This window comes from Citrobacter sp. LUTT5, assembly GCF_009905315.1.
Taxonomy (GTDB): Bacteria; Pseudomonadota; Gammaproteobacteria; order Enterobacterales; family Enterobacteriaceae; genus Citrobacter; species Citrobacter freundii.
On sequence record NZ_CP047606.1, the window covers coordinates 1134131 to 1151803 of the forward strand.

15 protein-coding genes are annotated in these 17673 nt (G+C 47.8%); 6 read left to right on the forward strand and 9 right to left on the reverse strand.

Going from position 1 to position 17673, the window contains the following annotated elements; translation table 11 throughout:
* Positions 1 to 122 precede the first annotated feature (122 nt).
* Together GUC46_RS05400 and GUC46_RS05405 are read right to left on the reverse strand one after the other, a co-directional pair.
* Complete coding sequence (locus GUC46_RS05400; RefSeq protein ID WP_071891779.1) at positions 123 to 698, reverse strand: hypothetical protein; 576 nt, start codon at positions 696 to 698, stop codon at positions 123 to 125.
* A gap of 19 nt (positions 699 to 717) precedes the next feature.
* The gene (locus GUC46_RS05405) at positions 718 to 1014 is read right to left on the reverse strand and encodes a PapB/FocB family fimbrial expression transcriptional regulator (RefSeq protein WP_071891781.1); all 297 of its coding nucleotides are present in this window, start codon (positions 1012 to 1014) and stop codon (positions 718 to 720) included.
* Between the two features lie 752 nt (positions 1015 to 1766).
* Here GUC46_RS05405 and GUC46_RS05410 point away from each other — a divergent pair.
* Complete coding sequence (locus tag GUC46_RS05410) at positions 1767 to 3137, forward strand: sensor domain-containing diguanylate cyclase (protein WP_052755115.1); 1371 nt, start codon at positions 1767 to 1769, stop codon at positions 3135 to 3137.
* A gap of 56 nt (positions 3138 to 3193) precedes the next feature.
* Here the strand turns inward: GUC46_RS05410 and GUC46_RS05415 are convergent, their stop codons facing one another.
* From GUC46_RS05415 to GUC46_RS05425, 3 genes are read right to left on the reverse strand one after another with little or no spacing between them, the layout of a single operon-like run.
* Positions 3194 to 4708, reverse strand: coding sequence for a tripartite tricarboxylate transporter permease (locus GUC46_RS05415; protein ID WP_044713304.1), 1515 nt, complete (start codon positions 4706 to 4708; stop codon positions 3194 to 3196).
* 10 nt (positions 4709 to 4718) lie between these two features.
* The gene (locus GUC46_RS05420) at positions 4719 to 5153 is read right to left on the reverse strand and encodes a tripartite tricarboxylate transporter TctB family protein (protein ID WP_008321484.1); all 435 of its coding nucleotides are present in this window, start codon (positions 5151 to 5153) and stop codon (positions 4719 to 4721) included.
* Between the two features lie 14 nt (positions 5154 to 5167).
* Positions 5168 to 6145 carry a tripartite tricarboxylate transporter substrate binding protein gene (locus tag GUC46_RS05425; protein ID WP_003846007.1) on the reverse strand — a complete coding sequence of 326 codons (978 nt, stop codon included), beginning with the start codon at positions 6143 to 6145 and terminating at the stop codon, positions 5168 to 5170.
* 153 nt (positions 6146 to 6298) lie between these two features.
* Between GUC46_RS05425 and tctD the strand changes: the two genes are divergently transcribed.
* Together tctD and GUC46_RS05435 are read left to right on the forward strand one after the other, a co-directional pair.
* On the forward strand, positions 6299 to 6973 hold the full coding sequence (gene tctD, locus GUC46_RS05430) for a transcriptional regulator TctD (protein WP_016150859.1): 675 nt from the start codon (positions 6299 to 6301) through the stop codon (positions 6971 to 6973).
* Entirely contained in the window at positions 6960 to 8411 is a 1452-nt protein-coding gene (locus GUC46_RS05435; RefSeq protein WP_160179879.1) for a sensor histidine kinase, read from the forward strand. Before tctD ends, GUC46_RS05435 begins: the two co-directional genes overlap by 14 nt.
* Here GUC46_RS05435 and GUC46_RS05440 read toward each other — a convergent pair.
* The 4 genes from GUC46_RS05440 to GUC46_RS05455 are packed head-to-tail and all read right to left on the reverse strand — an operon-like array spanning position 8404 to position 13382.
* Complete coding sequence (locus GUC46_RS05440; protein ID WP_121571988.1) at positions 8404 to 9486, reverse strand: fimbrial protein; 1083 nt, start codon at positions 9484 to 9486, stop codon at positions 8404 to 8406. The genes GUC46_RS05435 and GUC46_RS05440 overlap by 8 nt on opposite strands.
* A 10-nt stretch (positions 9487 to 9496) precedes the next feature.
* Positions 9497 to 12055, reverse strand: a complete 2559-nt coding sequence (locus tag GUC46_RS05445) for a fimbria/pilus outer membrane usher protein (protein ID WP_058842601.1) — start codon at positions 12053 to 12055, stop codon at positions 9497 to 9499.
* A 13-nt stretch (positions 12056 to 12068) separates the two neighbouring features.
* Positions 12069 to 12740 carry a molecular chaperone gene (locus GUC46_RS05450; RefSeq protein WP_044713295.1) on the reverse strand — a complete coding sequence of 224 codons (672 nt, stop codon included), beginning with the start codon at positions 12738 to 12740 and terminating at the stop codon, positions 12069 to 12071.
* A 54-nt stretch (positions 12741 to 12794) separates the two neighbouring features.
* Entirely contained in the window at positions 12795 to 13382 is a 588-nt protein-coding gene (locus tag GUC46_RS05455; RefSeq protein WP_003839725.1) for a fimbrial protein, read from the reverse strand.
* A gap of 1040 nt (positions 13383 to 14422) precedes the next feature.
* Here GUC46_RS05455 and GUC46_RS05460 point away from each other — a divergent pair.
* Genes GUC46_RS05460 through GUC46_RS05470 form a run of 3 tightly spaced genes read left to right on the forward strand, consistent with a single transcriptional unit; the run spans position 14423 to position 17673 of the window.
* Complete coding sequence (locus tag GUC46_RS05460) at positions 14423 to 15838, forward strand: undecaprenyl-phosphate glucose phosphotransferase (protein ID WP_003839727.1); 1416 nt, start codon at positions 14423 to 14425, stop codon at positions 15836 to 15838.
* Positions 15828 to 17114 (forward strand): outer membrane beta-barrel protein, encoded by a 1287-nt coding sequence (locus GUC46_RS05465; protein WP_003839728.1) that lies wholly within the window; start codon positions 15828 to 15830, stop codon positions 17112 to 17114. Before GUC46_RS05460 ends, GUC46_RS05465 begins: the two co-directional genes overlap by 11 nt.
* Before the next feature lies 1 nt (position 17115).
* A complete protein-coding gene (locus GUC46_RS05470; RefSeq protein WP_003037180.1) occupies positions 17116 to 17673 on the forward strand; it encodes a polysaccharide biosynthesis/export family protein in 558 nt (185 codons plus the stop codon).

Consider the following 17673-nt stretch of genomic DNA (forward strand, 5'->3'; position numbering starts at 1 on the left):
TGCTCCACTTAACGTAATTACGCCCCTGATGATTTGCATCGATAAGGGGCGTTAAAATATTCATTAACGTATAGAGGAGAGGAACTTAAAATGGAGTAGAATGATTTTCTCAAGTGTCTACATTAAAAGCTAGCTATGACATTTTTGAATTCATGAAGATGATTCAATTTTAAATAGTTTAGACCTGCTTTCCTGTGCGCATACAATGTTGGTGGTGTACGTCCAGTCTTTTCTGCAATCTCTTTTATCTCAACACCTATAAATGAGAGCCATAATGCTTCCCATTGATATTTTGTAAGCCCCAATATGCCGTTAGCACAGTGAGGATGACGGGAGCGAAGATAAGTACTTCTTTCAATGGAATCTTTTAAATCCGCAATCGGCGTTCTGATGTCATAGGCCCTCAGTCCGGTCATATCGACAAAACGTCTTTCATTCGCATTTTTTTGATCATATAACACAATGCCTTTCCAGCCGTAGTTGTTGGAAATCTTACGCGTCATATCGAGCATTTTGATACGTTGTTTAAGGGTACTACCCGTGGTTACTAGCAACATGATGCCGATGCTTGCTGATGGATAGCAAAACGCAGGCGAAAGGTCTGATTCATTTATCCATGTGAAATCCACCAGGTTCTGGATGGCTAACTTCAGATAGCTATTAGCCGATACGCACACGATCTTAATATTATTACTCATTTTATATGAATTAGGTAAGTTAATTAATATTTGCACAATACCAAGGGTACATCTGTACGACGGAGCGACTAATGCGTTGCAATTGCCTGAGTTTAATTGACAGACAACTCTGTGAGATGCCGCTGATAAGACAAGCTTCATTTCGTTTTAATCCATTAACTAAATGAAGTTCGAGTGCGTATATAATCTTTTCACTATATATACTGGATATATCAATAAGCAAATGGAAATGGGTTTTATCTACCATTCCTGGTGTTAGGGTCCCTGGCGCTGGAATAGAAGAGTAATGTTCTGCAAAGCCATCCTTAATGTTCATTTCTTCCTCATGGCGCAAAATGATAACTATTGGCTTGAATGGTTCATTGATGAACTCTTCTTTAATAATAGCTTTAACATTGATTTAGTAAATAGCTCACAGTTTTATATTTGGCATTTTTGCGGGTTGATTTAATTCAGGAGTTACAAAAAATCCAATAAAATCAATTGTGAAGATGTTTTTTTGTTAATTATAACATTATGTGTTTTGATGAATTTGGCGATAATGCTCCTCGGTATTTATTAAATAATGATAAAGGTTTAATCAATATAATAGAAAATTGATGTTTATTAAATGTTAAATTTATTAAAAATAATATAATTTGAATAAAGATCTAATAATTACCATGTGGACTAAAATGTGCATCGATCTAACATAAGAAATGTGCAATGCATTGCCAGACAACCGACTGGTGCAAATTAACTCTTTTGTGTGATGAAAGCATAAGTACTTCTGGTAACTGGATGTGTAAGCCATACGAGTATAACTTTTTAAAAATCCCTAAGGCACCTACGTTAATTTTTTTAGGAGGATTACTTGCTATTATGAAAATTATAATTTTTTTTGTGTGTGGTAACAATATCGACACAAAATAGTGTATTATTATGTCAATAATAAATTTTATACATCTGGCTGATGAGTAATTTAATTTTCTTAGAAAACATACAGTTGTATTATGACTAATAAACTTTATTTGCAAAGGAAAGATAAATAATATAAAAATGCCAGAAATATTCATCACCTGGATAAGTATGAACAAAAAAACGTATAGATTTAGTAATGGGTGGATTATTGGTTTTTATGTTATATTGATCGTCTTGTATTTGGGCGTGGGGTTATGTCTTTCGCAATTTAAAATAAGTGTAAAAAACGTCCCGCAAACAACATACTTAATCGTCATTGTGGGACTGTTGTTTCTCTATACAATAATGTTTTTGTTTATGCTGTTTCAATATCTATGTCGAAAAGAGTTATCCTATATCTTTATTCTGGGTATAGCATTTATTAGCTGTGATATCTATTTTATTGAAACGATCTATATTGTGCAGGCGCTGATTAATGATAGTGTTTCAATCGAACAGAGAAGCAATGACATTGCTATCTTTTACTACTTTCGGCAATTGAGTTTTATCATTACGCTGTGTATCGGCATTAAAGCGTATAGAAACGATACGATTGTCATTGAGGATAAACAAAAGAAGCCGATACTGGAGATGATAACGGTCATCGTTGTGGTCGCAATAGGTATTCTTGCTCATAATTTATCAAGTTATAATCCCGATGTCGTGATAGATATCACCTGTTTAAAAGACGATCTGGTGACGTTGCATTGGGAATTAAGATACATTTATTCGTTAATTGCAGGTTGGGCCATAGCTTTAGTCTACCTTACGTTGAAAACCCGATTGAACAATGCGTTGTGGGTCAGTATCGCTCTGATGTGCTGCTCGGCGATATTAACCAATTTATTACTTATCACTCTTGATGAGTACAGTATGTATATCTGGTACGTCAGTCGCGGACTTGAAATAATAAGCGCATTATGCGTAATCTCAATTTTAATGTTTAATACTTTCCTGCTACTAAAAAGAGAAACGGAATCCTCTATGAGAGATGCACTAACCAAAATTTATAATCGTAAGCTGTTCTATAAAACACTTAACTCTGCCATGCTACGTGGAAATGTTTGTGTGTTGATGCTTGATATTGATAAATTTAAGAGGATTAACGACACTTATGGACATCAGGAGGGAGATAAGGTGATCGTCTCCATCGTTTATATCATTAATAAATCGATTCGTGACTCCGATGTATTTGCTCGGGTGGGGGGAGAGGAGTTTGGTATTTTATTGAAATGCAATGATAAACAGGAGGCTATGGTGGTGGCTGAGCGGATTCGACAAAATGTAGAAAAACTCACGTTACCGCCAAATGTATTTGGTATTAAAGAACAGATGACAATAAGCATCGGGGTTTATTTTAGTTCTCCGAAAGATGAATCGGGTGATAAAGTCGTTTCCTATGCTGATGCTGCACTTTACGCCGCAAAAAATGCAGGCAGAAATAAAGTGATGTATTACTGCGGTCCCCACGAGCTAACGTGTCCGTGCGTACAGCCATAACCAGCAGTATGTTAGCCGGCCAACAACGCCATCGCGTAGTTGGCCGGCAATATTGACTAACCTGCATCTACCTGCGGTTTACTGTTGCGTTTACGGATCATGCGCAGCACCGGCGGGACCACGATAACCAGTACCGCCATCACCAGCAGCACTTTCGCCACGCCGCTGGCCCACAGAATATCCATACTCCCGTTACTGATAGACAACGCCCGGCGCAGGTTCTGCTCCAGCATTTCCCCGAGAACGAAGCCCAGAATCAATGGCGACATTGGGAAGTGCATTTTACGCAAAATGTAGCCCAGCACGCCGAGGGCGACCATCAACACCAAATCGAAGGTAGTGCTGTGGACAGCGTACACACCTACCGCGGAGACTGCCGCAATAGCGGGTACCAAAAACCACAGCGGAATGGTCAGCATGCGGGTAAACAGACCGATCAGTGGAATGTTCATCACCAGCAGCATTACGTTAGCGATCAGCAGCGCTGCAATCAGCCCCCAGACGATATCCGGCTGTTCAGTGAACATCGCCGGCCCCGGGGTGATGTTGTACAGCGTCAGCGCGCCCATCATCACCGCCGTGGTACCGGAGCCCGGCACGCCGAGCGTCAGCATTGGGATGAAAGAGCCGCAGGCCGAGGCGTTGTTGGCGGCTTCTGGTGCTGCTACGCCACGAATATCCCCCTTGCCAAAGCTGTCGCTGTTGCCGCTGAGCTTTTTCTCGGTCATGTAGGTGATGGCACTGGCAATGGTGGCGCCAGCGCCAGGCAGAACGCCGACGAAAAAGCCAATCACTGATGAACGCAGGGTGGCCCCTACGCACTGTGCGCCTTCTTTGGCGTTGAACAACATGCGGCCCGTTTTACGCACCAGCGTCTGGCCACTGCTGGTATGTTCCAGCATTAACAGTATTTCAGAGACAGAGAACAGCCCAATCACCACTACGATAAACTGCACACCGTCGGAGAGATGGACACTGTCAAAAGTAAAGCGATAAACCCCGGTGTTGGCGTCTACGCCGACGGTCGCAAGTCCGAGACCGATAAGCGCTGCCAGAAATGATTTCAGCGGATTTTGCGCCATCATGCTGCCGAGACAGGCAATGGCGAAAACCATTAAGGCAAAGTATTCTGCCGGACCGAAGGCCAGCGACCATTGGGCTAACGCTGGGGCGAACAGAATGATGCCGCCAATGGCGATAAGCGAACCAAAGAAAGAGCTGACCGCCGAGATAGAGAGCGCCACGCCGCCGCGTCCTTGCTGCGCCATCGGGTAACCATCCAGCGCGGTCATAATCGCCGCCGCATCGCCGGGAACATTCAGCAGGATGGAGGAGATGCGCCCGCCATATTCACAGCCAATGTAAACCGTAGCCAGCAGGATCAGCGCGGATTCTGCGGGCAGATGCAAAGCAAAGGCCAGCGGCAGCAGGATCGCCACGCCGTTGATTGGCCCAAGGCCAGGCAGCAAACCCACAATGGTGCCTACAAAACAGCCTATCAAGGCGATGACCAGGTTTTCCGGCGTCATTGCCACCGCGAAACCCTGAGAAAGATAAATCCAGGTATCCATCGTTTCTCCGTTAACCCAGCCAGGCGCCGAGTGGTAAGGTGACGTCAAGCAGTCGGTCAAAGGCATACCACAGCAGAATGCCGAGCACTGCGCCGGAAATACCCGCAGCCGGGATGGTTGCGCCGAACAGCATGCCAATCACCACGGTGAGAATGGCGGTGGCGATGGGAAAACCGAGCCACTCAAAACCCCAGGCGTACATCAACAGAACAATTACCATCGTCAGCAGCTTTTGCAGCACGTGGCGACGGGGCCAACTGATGGTATCCGGATGGCGCAACAGCAGCGCCACGGCGCATACCAACATCAGACTGATAATGCCCAGCGGGAAGGGACGCGGCCCTACGGGTTCATAGCTGTATTCGCTGCTGATTTGCCAGGCCACGAACAGCCCGGCTATGCAGAGCAACAGCCAGATACCTGCAAAAATACGATCGCTCATCATCTTTGCCTCTGCGTTTACTTCGCCAGACCGAAGGCTTTCGCCTGCTCACGATAATCCGTAACCTGTTTTTTCACGTAGTCGTCGAGCTGTTTGCCGCTCATGTTGAACTCAAACAGACCGCGCAGATCGCGTTGTTTTTTAAACTCATCGGTCTGCTGGAGTTTGTTAAAGGCATCAACCCACCACTGATACTCGGCGTCGCTGACTTTTGGCCCAACGTAGAAGCCACGAATGATAGGCCACACGAGGTCATAACCCTGCTCTTTGGCGGTTGGCACGTTGGCTAACTGGCCCGGTAGGCGTTGATCGGAGAATACCGCGAGCACGCGGATTTTGTCGCCGCTGAGGTAGGGCACCATCTCACTGAGATCGCCGGAAACCACTTGTACGTGATTTCCCATCAATGCGGTAACCGGTTCGCCACCGCCCTCAAAAGCCACATAGCGCATCTTGTGCGGATCGACATTGGCTTTTTGCGCCAGCAGCGCCGACTTCATCCAGTCCTGGCTACCGATAGAAGCACCTGCGCCAATGACCACGCTGTTAGGGTCTTTCTCCATTGCCGTAAGCAGATCTTTCAGCGTCTTCCATGGCGCATCCTGACGTACGGCAATCATGCCGTAGTCGGTGCCGACACTTGCCAGCCAGCGGACATCATCCACACCGTAGCGACCAAACTTGCCCTGTGACAGGTTCAGCAGGGAGCCGCCGGAGAAGGCCACCACGGTTCCCGCTTCAGCCGGGCGTTGAGCGACGATCGCGTTATAGGCCACGGCACCAACGCCGCCAGGCATATAAGTTACGCGCATCGGTTTTTCGATAGCACCGGTTTCCATCATGCTCACCTGAATCAACTTACAGGTGAGATCGAAACCACCGCCGGGTTTAGCAGGGGCGATACATTCAGTGCGCGATGGCGCTTGTTCGGCCAGTACAGAGGTACTCATCAGTAAAATGCTTGCAGTAAGGGTACGAAGTAACTGTTTTTTCATTGTTTATCCTCACGCCGGAAAACCGGATTTTCGGGTACGGAAGAAGATTTTTGTGATTATGTGAGCCGATGTGTAGCAGTTCGGTTGCGTGATTGTTAAAACATTAACCTTTCAATTCCCTTTCAATGCGGCAGAAACTTTACAGGATGTGATATGCGTCTCTTATTAGCGGAAGATAACCGTGAGTTAGCTCACTGGCTGGAGAAAGCGCTGGTGCAAAACGGTTTTGCCGTTGACTGCGTTTTTGATGGCCTGGCGGCCGACCATCTTTTACATGGCGAAACATACGCGTTGGCGGTGCTGGATATCAATATGCCGGGGCTGGATGGTCTGGAAGTCGTTAAGCGGCTGCGCAAACGCGGGCAGACGCTTCCTGTCCTGCTGCTGACGGCGCGTAGCGCGGTGGCCGATCGGGTGAAAGGGTTGAACGTCGGAGCCGATGACTATCTGGCAAAACCGTTTGAAATAGAGGAGTTGGATGCTCGGTTGCGAGCCTTGCTGCGTCGCAGTGCGGGACAGGTGCAAGGCATCCAGCAACTGGGGGAGCTGGCGTTTCACGATGAAGGCTATTTTCTGTTGCAGGGGCAGCCGTTGGCGCTCACGCCGCGAGAACAGGCGCTGTTGACGGTGCTGATGTACCGTCGGTTGCGACCAGTTTCACGCCAGCAGTTGTTTGAGCAGGTCTTCAGCCTGAGTGATGAGGTCAGTCCTGAAAGCATTGAGCTGTATATCCATCGTTTGCGCAAAAAGCTACAGGGAAGCGATGTGCGCATCGCCACATTACGTGGTCTGGGTTATGTGCTGGAGCGTAGCGATGAAGTGGGTTAAACCCCAATCGTTATACCTGCAACTGCTGATGTTTTTGGGCCTGCCGCTAATGTTGCTGTGGGGCCTGTCAGCATTTAACAGCTATGTCAGTGCGCTACAGGCGGCGACCCAGGCGTATGACCGCACGCTGCTTTCATCCGCCAGGACCGTCTCCGAGCGGCTGGTGGTGGGCAATAAACAGTTAGAAGTGAATGTGCCATGGGTGGTGCTGGACAGCTTTGAATTGAATATGAACGACCGACTGTATTACAAAGTGGTTGATCCGGCGGGGAAGGTTATCTCTGGTTATGACGATTTACCGGCGATGCCGCCTGCTACCTCGCGCACGCGGCTTTATCCGGCGCTGGCATGGTTTTATCACACTGAATATCGCGGTGAGGCAATCCGTGTGGCGCGTCTGCTGCAGCCTGTCAACGAAGGTGGCATTGTTGGCATGGCGGAGATTTATGTTGCCGAAACGCTGCAATCGCGGCGTTATCTGGCGCGACAGCTGTTGTTTTCCTCGTGGGTCTCGCAAGGGCTGCTGGTACTACTGACTCTGGTGCTGGTTGGCTGGCTGCTGCGCCGGGTGCTACGCCCGATGCGCCAGCTGTCATCGCTGATGGTGCGTCGTGAGCCGGGGCTACTGACGCCGCTGCCGGAGCTGCTGCCGTGGTCGGAAACCCGTCTACTGATTGTGGCGTTTAACCGCTATCTGGACCGACTTCGCGGCCTGATTTCTCGCCAGGAGCGCTTCAGCGCGGATGCTTCCCATCAGCTTAAAACGCCGTTGGCAGTGCTGAAAACTCAGGCGGCGGTGGCTCTCGCCAGTCAGCAGCCGCAGCAGTGGTACGAGAGTCTGCAAGCCATGAGTACCACGCTGGATAACACCATTCAACTGACTGAAAGGCTGTTGCAGTTGTCTGCGGTGAAGCGCAAAGAGCAAGGGGAAAGGCATTTCTCGCCGGTTAATCTGTATGAGGTGGTGCAAACCAGCTGTTTTACCCGACTGGCGCAAGCGCGTAGTAAAGGGATCGATCTGGGCTATGAAGGGGATCAGGACGCGGTGTGGGTCGAGGGCGACGAAGTCTTGCTCGGGGAACTGTGCGGGAATCTGCTGGATAACGCACTGAAATACACGCCGCCGTTAGGCGTGGTGACTGCCCGACTGCGGCGAGAAGGAGAGGCTGTGGTGCTGGTGGTTGAAGATAGCGGGCCAGGCATTGATGAACAAATGGTGCATCAGGCGCTGCTCCCGTTTCATCGTCTGGATAACGTCGGCAATATTCCTGGGGCAGGAATCGGTCTGGCGCTGGTCAACGACATTGCTCGCCTGCATCGTACGCACCCACAGCTATCCCGGAGTGAAGCATTAGGCGGGTTAAGCGTACGGATGCGGTTTTTATGTCTGGAGCGAGAAGGGCAGGACGATCGGTGTCGTCCTGCGCCCGTTATTTAAAGGTCACTGTCGCATTGACCGGGATACTAAATGCGCCTGGTTGAGGAGGATTCTTCAGCCAGAACAGGGTCGCCATGAACTCTTTGCGCCGACTGTCGCTCTGGTTGTTAAACGCGCCGCTGGTAAAATCGATGCGGTTGCCGCTGATAATATCCCCGGCGCTGGGCCGTGCAGCATCCTGAAGCGTAACGCCGATATCCGGCGTACCCTGACCGGTAAAAACCGTGCCGCTGTTGTGCGTGGTGCCGGTAAAGGTTATCGCGTAATTGATGCCGCGACATTCATGCTTCCCGGCAGTTTCTGCAGCGATAACGGCAAACTGTTTGCTGTGGCTGTTATCCTTGCCCGCTTTGGCTTCGGTAATGCTGATCCTGCCAAACTCGACGGTATCCGTTCCCTTATCAGAGGCGATCAAGACGATCGGTTCGCAGTTGATATAACTGATGTTATTCAGGCCGGTCAGCGCGGGGCCAAAGTTTTTTGCCGGATTGCTGGCGGAACAATGCGTACTGCAAGAGTTAATGCTGCCAATACCGTCGACGACGAAAACTTTGTTGATGGTGCGACCCGCCAGCGCGGGCAAAGGATCCGGGAGCTTTCCGGTGGCGACCAGACTGAGGTTAAAGGTGAAAGAGAAAGTTTGCGGAAGTGCCAGGCAGGCACTGGTATTTCTGTGGCTGTTACTATTGCAGTAGCCGTTTGAACCTGTTCGGGGGAGAGTTGCCTGATATTGCGTGGTGACGGCCTGCGCGCTCTGATCGTAAGAACGACCATCGATGCTCACCACCAGTTTCATATTGGTTCCCTGCAAAAAATGCGCAAACTCATGGTCGGGATCGATGTAGATTCTGGCTGCTTCGCCCTGGGGCATATGGTCCGTGTCGCTGCAGGTGACGCTAACGGTTTGTGAATTGGACACCCAGACGGTGTCTCCGGCGGCGGTGCTGTGGCTAATTTTAATCGGATCAACGTGTACAGAGACGCTGTTTGCTGTACAGGTAACCGCATAGCTTGTACTACTGAAGATCGGCAAACAAAACAGCACCACGAGTTTAACTATTTTTAACGGATTCATTGATTGCACCTTACGAACCGACGCACTGGGCAGTAATTTGTGTATATCCGATTTTCTTCACCGGCTGGTGATGGTTATCCGGCATTTGAATAAAGCAGTGTTCATTGGTATGTGAGCCCCAGCGCACTTCCAGGCGCGAATTATCTTCCACGCCGCTGGCATACAGAGCGCCATGCAAACCGACCAGGCCGTGATTGCGGCCTTTGGCATCCCGAACGATCGCACCAACCGGCGGGGCTATGTTGCCGGGTATGACTGCATTCACCAGATAGTTGCGCCCGCTGAAAGTTTCAAACACGACTTTGCCGATGGCTTTCTCTGTCGGGACAATTTTTTTCTGTGCCTGGGGAATATCCAGACCGGCGCCAATATCGGCGGTATTCAGACTCACCACGTTGTAATGCCAGGCATCTGCCGCAGTCAGGACCGCATAGCCGTTACCGTCTATCGCCACGCCGTTTTGTTGCTGGATATGGACGCCGTCGGCATTTTGAGCCTCGACCAACACCATGGTGTCACCCGGAGAGTGCATAAGCGTAACGCCGCCTGCGTGCAGCATCGCCCCGCCGCTGATGCCCATATTCATATTCTGGTAGTTGCGCCCGGCGCTATAGCCTCCCTGAACGTTCATCTTGTCGCCTTGCCAGGCGGCGTTAACGCCGGCAGCGGAATCCTGTCGATCGGTGGTACTGCCTTGAACGCCCCAGCTCAGACGATCGTCAAATGCGGTGTTGCTGTAGCTGGTGGAGTAGCTGTCGCCATTCTGCTGGCTATGCATCACGTTGGCAGAGACAAAGCCGTGGCTGTCCATGAAATCAAATGGGATGGATAACGTCAGGTTGATACTGCGGTCCTGGTAGTCGTACTGGTTGCGGGTGTCCTGCACGTATACGCTCCAGTTAATTTTCCCCAGCGTATCGTTGTAACCCAGTTGTATCGTGCGGTCGTGACTCCCGTTGTGCCAGTAGTTTTGCTGGCTGGCGCTGACGTAAAGCGAGGCGTTATCCCACAAACGCTGATTAACAGAAACCTCAAAACGTTGGCGGCGATTATTGTAGTTACTGGTGTAGTAATGCTTTTTGTTGTGCTGCTCGCCAGGGTAACGCAACTGCTGATTGGGGTCGTCATAGGCGATGTCGTAATAACCCGAGGACCAGCTGTTATGCTCGTTAATGGTGTCGCTAAAGCTGTAATAGCCGGATGTATTGTAGCGGTAGCCAACCAGACGAAAATCCGTGCCGTACTGGTTCAGCGATTTAGAATACAGGAAACGGTAACTTTGCCCCGTGGACGCTTCTCCGCTGGCAAGCTGTGCTCGGGCGGTGGTGATATCAAAGGAGATCGCGCCAAACTGATGCAGATCCTGAGCGACCCCGGTGGCAATCGCGTTGTAACTTTCCGCCGCCAGTAAACCGCCGTACAGCGTGGTTCCAGAACTGAGGCCATAGCTCAACGTTCCCTGGACAAAACGGGGCCGCCAGCCGCCACTGTAACCGTCACGGTATTCCCCGGCCGTAAACTGAAAACGGCTGTTATCTGCGCGCAGCATGTTCGGTACCGCCGAATAAGGCACGCTGAAATTGCGACGGCTGCCATCGGCTTCAATAACGCTAACATCCAGATCGCCACTCTGGTTGCTGGGGTTAATATCGTCGATGTCAAACGCGCCCGGCGCGACGTTTTTACTGTAGATCAGGTAGCCATTTTGCCGGATTTCGATTGTGGCATTGCTGTTGGCGACGCCGCGAACGACCGGGGCAAAATCGCGTTGGCTATCAGGCAACATATTTTCATCGCTGGTGAGCTGCGCCCCGGTAAACTGGATGCTGTCGAACACATTGTCATCCGTGTAGGTTTGCCCGATGCGCAAGCGGCTACGTAGCGCAACAATATTGCGCTCCACCCACGTAGAAACCGCCTGCCACTGGCGGCCTGAACCGCTGGCGTAGCTGAACGTGGACTGGTTACGGAAATGCCATCCCGCCAGGTTGATGCCGTTGGCAAAACTGGCAAAAACGGAGTCATGATCCTGACCCTGTTCGGCCAGGCGGGTAGTATTGACGTTGTAGCCGACAAAAGCGGCATTAACCCCATCGTCATAGGCAGACTCCGGGACTGCATCGTGTGCGGTCGAGAGCAGAAAAGCTTCCGGCACTGAAATATCAATACGCTGGTAGTTTGCATCTGCCGTCAGGCGGCTGTTTGCTATCAGCGCTGTGAGCTCAATGCAGGTATCGCTGCGGTCATCCGGGATTTTAATCCCGTATCTGCGCAGATCGTCAGCGCTTAGGCAGGGTTGTGGCTTGCCTTCTGGCTGACGTCTTTTGAAGGCAACATTGCGCGTCTCAACGAAGCTATGATCAATATAAATATCGTATTCAAACGTCCCTTCGCTAAGCCCATCATTACGGGCGATTTGCACCACGGAGGTGATATTTTGCGCACCATGCACAAAGCGGGTATTAAACTGTGGCGCACCGCTGGCGTAAGCAGGCATACACAGGACCAACGTTGACAGCGTAAAGACCCTTTCCTTAAACCGTTGCGGTTGCTTATTTTTTATCATCATTGCAACCCCTGGCTTAATAACACGATATCGGGACGTTATTGACCGCGTTAGTACCGCCGTAATCATCTACCCAGTTAAAGTCGATGTGGCTAACTTTTTGCTGCGACAGCGTAAACGTGCGTTCGCCATGAGGATTAACCATATCGGCATCAACGTTTTGGCCGTTAATATGCAATTGCGTCAGAGAAATATGTAACGGTGTCGGATTAACGGCACGCAGAGTATTTCCGTGACATTGCCACTGTAATTTCTCAACCGCTTCAGGTAGCGTCATATTCAACCCCGCAGGGCGATAAAAGAGTTTGATGCGAATTCGTTGCGCCAGTTGTAAGGTATTTTCCTCGTTTTCAATGGTGGGGATTTCCTGCACGTTAATCCACAATACCGATTCAACATCCTGGGGAAACCCGTTGCCCTGGTAAATCGCCCGCAACACGGCGGATTTATGGCCGTCGAGTTTCAGGATCGGCGGGGTAATTATCATTGGCAGATTGGCCGGCGTCTCATCCGGATTACCCTTATCCAGCCATGTCTGTACCATATATGGCTTGTCTGTATTATTGTTGACGTCAAACATCGCTGCTTTATCGTTCTCATTATAAATAACGCGTGTTTGACCCAAATTAATCGCGCTGTGTGCGGTGCTAACCACGCACAGCAACAAATAAAAGAAGACTTTATTCATCAGGTGCACTTTCCAGATTCAGGGAACAGTGCCATCCATAGCAATCAACGTCCGTTATTTATAAATGACGGTGTAATTCATATCCGCAGTAATTGTGCCTGCCGCAGGCAGCGTTGCGCCTATTTGCTGATATTTGGCGACCAAATCAATATGTGCATCGCCGTTTTGGTTCGGTGTCAATGACACTTCATTCTGACTAGCGGAGAAATCGAGGGCTTTACCTGAGTTACCTTTATTGTCCACTTCAATGCCGACATCGGTGGCTGCTCCTGTTGTACGAGTTGCTTCCAACAATGTGGTATTACTGCCAGGATTTTTACCGGTAAAGACCACCACATAGCTGTGTGCTCCCGTTGCGCCACTACAGCCGGTAAATTGCAACGTAAACTGAGTATCGCCGGTGGTAGAGCCCGCGCCGCCAAATAACTGGTTGGTGACTTGCGGTAATACGACGTTTGTGTTTGTTGGATTGGCGGTGTTCACCACGCAGGTGCTGGCAACAATTTCACCGGTAAAATGGACCGTCGCGGTGGCTTTAGAACCTGCTCCCGCGGTGGTGGCGTAATTAGTACTTCCTGCCGCGCCAACATTAGCCGCAAACAAAGCAACCAGCGCGGTGCAGGTGAGTGTAATTTTCTTCATCATAACTCCGTTAAATTTATTATTTACCCAGAAGAGTACTTGTCAGAGGCGCAGATTCAGCCGGAGTACATCAATGTCAAAAAATGATGCAGGACTTCATTTGAAAGAAACGATTAACGTTTGTAAATTGCTCAACAAGTAATCCACTGCGGATATTATTTATTTGCGAAAAATAAGTAAACATAATTTTTTATGTGTGATGAAAGGGTGTTTCAGTAATCTTTTCAGGTTTTTTAACACGGTGTATACATGATTATAAATAACGTATGGGATTATAGTTGTGGTACATTTAACAAAATATCAATGTTGTCATTTATTCTTTTTTGGTGTTTTGAATGAGCGGGTTGATCTGTGTTGAAATTGCTGTTGTTAGATGTATAAATTCGCAGAATGTTGATATTAGCGAGATGTGATATTCATTTTGGGGTTGATCAGTTACAGTGTGTTTTTTATACCTGTAAAGTCATGTTGGTCATCTCCAGTCATCGGAGTTGCTACAATTATTTAAACTAAATTTTTTGTGCTGAATTTGATTGTTCTTCATTTTTGTACATCAGAATGACGATAATTCTAAGATCCAATCAGTAAGCATTACGCTTATAGTAAGCTTGCTAATCATTTTCTTGTTAATATATTTCCGTGTTATTTTTCTAAAGGATATTATATACGCTTATATATGCTACGGATTTCTCGTTGTGGGAAGGCGGCAAGTGAGAGGCTCCCGATGAGCCTACCCCAGTAAGTGACCCGGGTATTCATCATACAATTGCACTTGCTATTAGTTCATGAACTGTTATCTGTCAATGCGATTTTTGTTGCAGGTAATTATATTTTCTAATGTGGAAAATAAATCGAGCTTGATTTTAATAGTCAATAAAATCATATTGATGCTGATATCTTGTGAGGTGCTTGTCACAACTTGCCATCTTTCTTTTTACATTTGCTGACAATCTACCCTTGTGTTTTTTAAGCTTGTGATATAATTAGCAACATGAAATGAGAAAAAAACAATTAAAGATCAATAAATAATGGGCTGAGATATGCTTAAAAAATCGCTAAAGATTAGCAGCCAAGGATATCCGGTCTTTTTAAAACTGGTCGATTTCATTGTTATCAATGTGGTGTTAATTTTTAGCGCCCATCTGCTGGGTTTGGTGCCCTTTAACACCATTGCGATTTTGAGTCTTCTCTTCTCGATCTTTTTCTTACTGTTTGCTGAATACATTAAAATGTACCAGCAAAAGATTAAGACGATCGGTTTGCGTAATCAAAAACGCTTGGTTTTTTGTACGCTGCTGGCGATTTTTTTTAACGAACTGGTCAGTATGACGGTGGCTGAGCCTGAATCACTCGGCTACTTAGACAGACTGCCTTCACCGTTTTATTCAGCCATTATTTACTGGTACTTCATTCCATTACCTTTTCTATACTATATCCGCTTTTTTCTTTTCAAATACACCGCCAGGAAAAATATTCGCGTTGCTGTGATTGGGCTTACTGAGAACGGTCTGGCGGCGGAAAACGCATTGACCACTGAATATGCCAATATCAAATTAGACCTGGCATTTTATGATGAGCGCAGTCCATCCCGTTGCGGCGATGTGGTGGAGAAAATAAAAAGTCCCTTTCGCGGCTCGGTGAGCAATTTAGTTGAGGAAGCCAGGCAGGGAAATATAGACGAAATCTACATCGCTTTACCGATGGTTGCTTTACACCGAATTCGTCATTTTTTAGCGATGATGTCTGACACCACCGTAGATACCTATATTGTCCCTGACTTTTATACCTATAGTAACAACATGTCCAAGTTACGCTCCATCCACAACCTGCAAACTATCGGTATCTTCAGTTCACCGTTTGAAGGGGCGGGGTCGTTTATTAAGCGGGCGGAAGATCTGGTTCTTGGCAGCATCATTATGGTGATGATTTCCTCGCTGATGCTGGCTATTGCCATTGGTATTAAACTCACGTCCCGCGGGCCGGTGTTTTTCAAACAGGACCGCTATGGTCTTAGCGGGCAAAAAATTAAGGTCTGGAAGTTTCGTTCTATGCGCGTCATGGAGAATTCCGATACGGTTATTCAGGCCACGAAAAACGATCCGCGGGTAACCAAATTCGGGAGCTTTTTACGCCGCACTTCGCTGGATGAACTTCCGCAATTTATTAACGTTTTGCAGGGAAGTATGTCGATTGTCGGTCCCAGACCTCATGCGGTAACGCATAATGAGCAGTACCGCAAACAGGTCGAAAATTACATGATCCGCCATAAAGTGAAGCCTGGGATCACTGGGCTTGCACAGATCAACGGTTTCCGCGGGGAAATCGATGCGCTTTATAAGATGGAAAAACGGGTTCAGTACGATATTGAGTACATTCAAAACTGGTCGTTATGGCTGGATATAAAAATCATCATTAAAACTATTTTCAAAGGATTTGTCGGTAAGAATGCATACTAAATTGATAGTGATTACCGGAATTGTGATATCGCAGCCCGCATGGGCTGATTTAACCCCGAAATCACACATTGGCTTTGCGGGAATCGACTTCCAGGGCAAGGTCGCTGTGGATTATGGTTATAATGATAACGTTTCTTATCAGCCACATAGCAGCGATGCTATTGGTTCCTCGTTTCAGAGCGCAGCGCCTGTACTGAGTATGATCGGAGAGCGCGGTCAGGATAAGTATTTACTGATGTATTCCGGAGATTATCGTAACTACTCCAGTGATTCCGCTGATAACTATAACGATCATTTTTTCCGTTTTAACGGTGCCTGGCGGTACGGGCTCAAGCATGGTCTAACCCTCAATCTGGAGGATACGCTTGGGCATGAATCCCGTGGTCGCGGTATTACCGAGGGTTTTCTCCCGGGCCAATTCGAGCAGTATGGGATTACATCTCCACTGACGACGAATTTTATCAACAGTGAATTGCGTTACAGTTACGGCGCACCTGATGGGCGTGGGAAAGCGGAACTGGCGTTGTTGTATAAAAAACTCACTTTCGGCAACACGTCTGATGTACGGGACAGCAGTGAAGACTTCTACAATTATATTCAGGAACAGGAATGGCACGAAAATAGCTTGGTGGCAGAAATTTTTGACCAGTACACATCCAGAACGCGCTTTCGCTATAGTTTTATTACTAACCAGCGTCGCTATGATAACAACTCAGAAAAAGACACTAATGAGTACTATTTGCTGTATGGCCTGAAGTCGCAGTTGACGGGGAAAACCAATGTCGACATGAATATTTCATGGCTGTATAAAACATTTGAAAACAACGCAAACTCGCATGATTTTAATGGTCTAAACTGGGACATAAAAGCGGAGTGGAAGCCATTACAACAATCAGTTTTCACGGCCCACTCTGCGCAAAGCATTAAAGACCCATCGGAAGTTGGGGGATATATTTTAGTGACCCAGTATGGCCTTTCTTACCAGCATTTCTGGTTAGGCACTCGTTTTTCTACTTTATTGGACTACTCATTCACTTCGGAAGACTATAAAAAACAGAACAAGGATCGACATGATAAAGATGGTGTGTTTAGCGTAACCATGAGCTATGACTATACGCCGTCGGTTAATTTTGAGATTAAATATCAGATAGATACATTAAATTCGAATAGGGATACTGACTCGTTTTATATCGGTCCCAACGACAATCAGGAAGTTATTAGAACGTTGGGTTATGATAATTCTATGATTATGCTTAAAGCTAAGGTTCAGATCTAAAATGAAAATAATAGAACTGTGCGCGGTTTTGCTTTTCAGTATCCTGTTGGTCGGATGCACAACGTCCAGCCCGCGATTAATGGACGATCCTGCTACTGTTCAGCAGGATTACCGACTTGGGGCGGGGGATACGGTCAATATCGCTGTTCATGGTCAACCCGATATGACGATGCGGTTTATTTTGGATAAGAGTGGGGAAATTAATTTCCCGTTTGTTGGTGCTCTTAAATTACAAGATAAAACCGTTGATCAAGTGACAAAAGAATTAACTCAACGCCTGACTGGAGATTATTTTACCACTCCGATGGTGACGGTGAGCATTGCCGAGTTCCGCAAATACTATGTTTCAGGCGAGGTGAAAAGTCCAAATGGCTTCGCCTATGAGCCAGGGCTTACCGTCGAGAAATCTATTGCGCAGGCGGGTGGGTTTACAGACCGTGCGGACCGTCAAGATATCAACATTCGTCTGTCGGGTAGCAATCAGCTGCTTGAGAATGTCGATTTAACGCACTCTGTTCATCCAGGGGATGTCGTGATTATTGGCATGGGGTTCTTCTAA

What these genes read in the sequence shown, in the direction of transcription:
- GUC46_RS05400 (WP_071891779.1), bottom strand. Translation starts at nt 698, where the DNA reads ATGAGTAATAATATTAAGATCGTGTGCGTATCGGCTAATAGCTATCTG.
- GUC46_RS05405 (WP_071891781.1), bottom strand. Translation starts at nt 1,014, where the DNA reads ATGAACATTAAGGATGGCTTTGCAGAACATTACTCTTCTATTCCAGCG.
- GUC46_RS05410 (WP_052755115.1), top strand. Translation starts at nt 1,767, where the DNA reads ATGAACAAAAAAACGTATAGATTTAGTAATGGGTGGATTATTGGTTTT.
- GUC46_RS05415 (WP_044713304.1), bottom strand. Translation starts at nt 4,708, where the DNA reads ATGGATACCTGGATTTATCTTTCTCAGGGTTTCGCGGTGGCAATGACG.
- GUC46_RS05420 (WP_008321484.1), bottom strand. Translation starts at nt 5,153, where the DNA reads ATGATGAGCGATCGTATTTTTGCAGGTATCTGGCTGTTGCTCTGCATA.
- GUC46_RS05425 (WP_003846007.1), bottom strand. Translation starts at nt 6,145, where the DNA reads ATGAAAAAACAGTTACTTCGTACCCTTACTGCAAGCATTTTACTGATG.
- tctD (WP_016150859.1), top strand. Translation starts at nt 6,299, where the DNA reads ATGCGTCTCTTATTAGCGGAAGATAACCGTGAGTTAGCTCACTGGCTG.
- GUC46_RS05435 (WP_160179879.1), top strand. Translation starts at nt 6,960, where the DNA reads ATGAAGTGGGTTAAACCCCAATCGTTATACCTGCAACTGCTGATGTTT.
- GUC46_RS05440 (WP_121571988.1), bottom strand. Translation starts at nt 9,486, where the DNA reads ATGAATCCGTTAAAAATAGTTAAACTCGTGGTGCTGTTTTGTTTGCCG.
- GUC46_RS05445 (WP_058842601.1), bottom strand. Translation starts at nt 12,055, where the DNA reads ATGATGATAAAAAATAAGCAACCGCAACGGTTTAAGGAAAGGGTCTTT.
- GUC46_RS05450 (WP_044713295.1), bottom strand. Translation starts at nt 12,740, where the DNA reads ATGAATAAAGTCTTCTTTTATTTGTTGCTGTGCGTGGTTAGCACCGCA.
- GUC46_RS05455 (WP_003839725.1), bottom strand. Translation starts at nt 13,382, where the DNA reads ATGAAGAAAATTACACTCACCTGCACCGCGCTGGTTGCTTTGTTTGCG.
- GUC46_RS05460 (WP_003839727.1), top strand. Translation starts at nt 14,423, where the DNA reads ATGCTTAAAAAATCGCTAAAGATTAGCAGCCAAGGATATCCGGTCTTT.
- GUC46_RS05465 (WP_003839728.1), top strand. Translation starts at nt 15,828, where the DNA reads ATGCATACTAAATTGATAGTGATTACCGGAATTGTGATATCGCAGCCC.
- GUC46_RS05470 (WP_003037180.1), top strand. Translation starts at nt 17,116, where the DNA reads ATGAAAATAATAGAACTGTGCGCGGTTTTGCTTTTCAGTATCCTGTTG.